At 68.1% G+C, this 3,029-nt stretch carries 6 protein-coding genes; all 6 read right to left on the reverse strand.

Annotation, left to right across the window (positions count from 1 at the left end; translation table 11 throughout):
* Nucleotides 1-132 precede the first annotated feature (132 nt).
* The 6 genes from HUK84_RS22885 to HUK84_RS13755 are packed head-to-tail and all read right to left on the reverse strand — an operon-like array spanning nt 133 to nt 2,898.
* A complete protein-coding gene (locus HUK84_RS22885; protein WP_218064368.1) occupies nt 133-498 on the reverse strand; it encodes a hypothetical protein in 366 nt (121 codons plus the stop codon).
* Nucleotides 495-1,211 (reverse strand): lytic transglycosylase domain-containing protein, encoded by a 717-nt coding sequence (locus HUK84_RS13735; protein ID WP_176640792.1) that lies wholly within the window; start codon nt 1,209-1,211, stop codon nt 495-497. The genes HUK84_RS22885 and HUK84_RS13735 overlap by 4 nt, the downstream gene beginning before the upstream one ends.
* Before the next feature lie 4 nt (nt 1,212-1,215).
* Complete coding sequence (locus HUK84_RS13740) at nt 1,216-1,551, reverse strand: DUF736 domain-containing protein (protein ID WP_176640793.1); 336 nt, start codon at nt 1,549-1,551, stop codon at nt 1,216-1,218.
* A gap of 35 nt (nt 1,552-1,586) precedes the next feature.
* Nucleotides 1,587-2,132, reverse strand: coding sequence for a S26 family signal peptidase (locus tag HUK84_RS13745; RefSeq protein ID WP_176640794.1), 546 nt, complete (start codon nt 2,130-2,132; stop codon nt 1,587-1,589).
* Entirely contained in the window at nt 2,129-2,647 is a 519-nt protein-coding gene (locus HUK84_RS13750) for a DUF2840 domain-containing protein (protein WP_176640795.1), read from the reverse strand. The genes HUK84_RS13745 and HUK84_RS13750 overlap by 4 nt, the downstream gene beginning before the upstream one ends.
* Nucleotides 2,644-2,898, reverse strand: coding sequence for a hypothetical protein (locus tag HUK84_RS13755; protein WP_176640796.1), 255 nt, complete (start codon nt 2,896-2,898; stop codon nt 2,644-2,646). Before HUK84_RS13755 ends, HUK84_RS13750 begins: the two co-directional genes overlap by 4 nt.
* Nucleotides 2,899-3,029: the final 131 nt, after the last annotated feature.

Genomic DNA, 3,029 nt, shown 5'->3' on the forward strand with positions numbered 1-3,029 from the left:
CGGAGCAGGCCCTGCCGCGAGACGCCGCCGCCGGCACGCTGGGCGGCGGCGAGCGCCTGGGCAATGAAGGGCTTCGCCCGCTGGCTGCGCGAGGAGCGAATGCGGCCTGGCCGGGGCTGGAAGTCGTTCTCTTCAGCCATGGCCGGCGCCGGCAAGGTGCGGAAAATCCAGGATCGGCAAAGCATTGAGGGCGGAGCGCACATTGCGCGCCGAGGCCGCACATTGCCGGATCAGTGAAAAAGCCCTGCAAAAACAACCGACCGATCGAGCCGCACCTTGCGGCCTTTTATCTGGCCCTCTGTCGGTCGGTTCCTGCGCTTCTCCTCTGTTTGCCCTTCCTTCTTCCCGGCAGCACGCCACGCTACGCCTGCCAACGAAATCGCGCCCGGGAGCTTCAACGCAGCCCACGGAAGCGTCAAAGAACACCGCGTCGCCAAGGAAAGCGCACGCTGACGGTGAGTTCGCCGCGATTGGATGATCGACGAAGAGCGCGATCATCGCTGCGGCTCCAATGCGGAAACGGCCACGAACAACCCACCTGATTGCGGTGCGATGGCCGACAAGTCGTGCACAGCTACCGCGGTCGGCGTGTCGTTGGGCTGCTGCTTGGAGGTCGCGCCACGGGCCGGTTCAGCGCTTGCCGACCGCGTGATGAAGAGCGGCGCTTGAGTCCAGGACGACGGATCGGAGGCCGCCACCAGGACAGGCCCATCGGTCGCGCCGTCCCCGACAAAAGGGACTAGCGCCGCAACATAAGCGACCGTTTCGGCCGGCAACGGACGGTGGCGGTCGCGGTAATCCTCGTATCGTCCAGGCCCCGCATTGTAGGCCGCGAGGAAGCCCGGCGATCCGTAGTGGTCGTGCATCTCGCGCAGGAAGGCCGCGCCCGCCAGGATGTTGTCGTGCGGATCGAACGCGTCACGCCCGAGGCCATAGCGAGCGCGCAGCGCAGCCCAGGTCTCCGGCATGAGCTGCATCAGGCCCATCGCGCCCTTGGGCGAGACGGCATGCCGATCGCCGCGGCTTTCGATGCGCATGACCGCCCTGATCCACGCCGCTGGAATGGCGAAGCGCTGGGCCGCCTCCGCAATGAGCGACGCATAGGGATCGCTCGGGGCGTGCAGATCGAGGGGCGCCGTCTGGGCGTGGACGGCGACGGCGGGTACGCCGAACGCCGTCAGCCCAGCGAGCAGGAGAAGCACGCGCCGCATGCGATCAGTCCCGCTCGCCGCGCTTGGGCGGGCGGTTCCAGTTCAGCACCCAGGCGGACTTGTCGTCGCCCGACTGGAACAGATTGGCGCGGATCGGCTGCGCGAGCGCGGGATCGTCGATGACGAGAGAAACGTACTCGCCCGCCTTCTCGCCCGTGCGCTTCCACCCCGCGCCGATCTCTGGGCCATCGGCATCGCCGATGTGGACGCGATAGTCGGGCGCGTTCTCGGCATCGGAGGATTCGGCCGGTACGAGGGAAAGGTCTCGGTAGAAGAACAGCGTCTGGATGCGCCCGGTGAAACCGGACTTGTCGCGGGTGAACTGACCAATCTGCGCCATGGGAAACCTCCGTGGTTGGCGGGTTGAGAAGCGGATCAATCGGTGGCGGCGCGCCACACGAAGCGGCCGTCGCCGGCCTCGTCGGTCCACAACGGGACCGCGCGCGCGACGATCGCGGTGGTGGGGAGCGGACCGAAATAGCGACCGTCCAGGCTGTCCGGGACGGTCGGATTCATGAGGAAGACTTCGCCCGCAGTGAGCGTATGGCAGCCGCTCCAGCGCGGCAGCGGACGGCCGAGATGATCGCGGTCACGGGCCACACCGGCTTCGACGTGATCGACGATGACGGCGTTCCCCTCCCGGCACACGGTCTGCCCGGCGGCCGCCATGACATGCTTCAGGAGCGGCACGCCTTTGGGCAGGAATCCGCCATCGGCGAGGTAGCTGGCGACGGGTTCCGGAGGCCGCACCGCGACCAGCTTGAGCGCGTGGAGCCTGCCCGTTGGGCGCAGCGCATAGAGCCCTGTCGGCGTGCTGGCCGTGGCGTTCCAGATCAGCCGGGGGACTGGGTGGAAGAATGCGAGCGCGCCAACGACGAGCATCGCGAAGTACGTCGTCGTGACGTAGCCGAAGCGACTCATGGCGCGACCCTCCGGCGCTTCAGCCATGCCGCGTGCTGGTCGCGCGTGTAGGCGTGCGGCTCGTCGCCGACTGCGAGGCGATTGTGGAGATGACGCCAGTGTTCCGGCGCGGCGTCGGCCGGATCGATGTCGAGGGCTTCGACCGCATCGATCGCCAGCAGCACGCGCTCGACCTTGGGCCAGCCGTCGACTCTGAGAAGGATCTCGCCGCCGGGGCGCACGAAGGGTAGCGTCTGATAGGGCGCGCCGGGCTCGACCGCGCACACGATGTCCATACGCGAGACGATCGTGCCGAAGTCGTTCGACGCCCAGCGCACGAAGGCGAAAATGCTGCCGGGCTTGAAGCTGGAGATGCTGCGGCGGCGATCGAGGATCTTCTCCTCGGCGCGGCGGCCGAAACGCAGCCAGCGCTCGATCTTCTTCTCGATCCAGGTCAGCTCGACATGCGTGAGCGCGATGGCGGCGCGACGGGACGGCGGCGCGGCTTGCTGTGGCGACAGCGTGTTGTCGCTCATGACGGTTCTCCGGGATCGTCGGGGAATTCGCGCGCGAAGAGGTCGCGCAGCATGTCGGCGACGGTGATCCCGCGCCGGAAGGCGGCGACCTTGATGCGGCCGCGCAGCGCAGGCGTGACGTCGATCGTCAGCCGCGCGGTGAACGCCACTGCGTCGTCAGCGCGGCGAGCCGTGACTTCGGGTGCCTTGATCCAGGTCTCGGCGTTTCCTGGCCGCGCCGCAAAACCGCGCTTGGTCGACCGCTCGCTCATGGTGCGATCCTCACGACCTCGGCGGCGAGCTCGGCGATCTCGCGGGCGGCGGCGCTCTGCTCGGCCAGCTCGAAGACCAGGCGGCCGGATTGCGCGGCGTCGGCGAATGCGACGCGCTGGCCAACCGTGCT

This window comes from Nguyenibacter vanlangensis (assembly GCF_013376155.1).
GTDB classification, from domain to species: Bacteria; Pseudomonadota; Alphaproteobacteria; order Acetobacterales; family Acetobacteraceae; genus Gluconacetobacter; species Gluconacetobacter vanlangensis.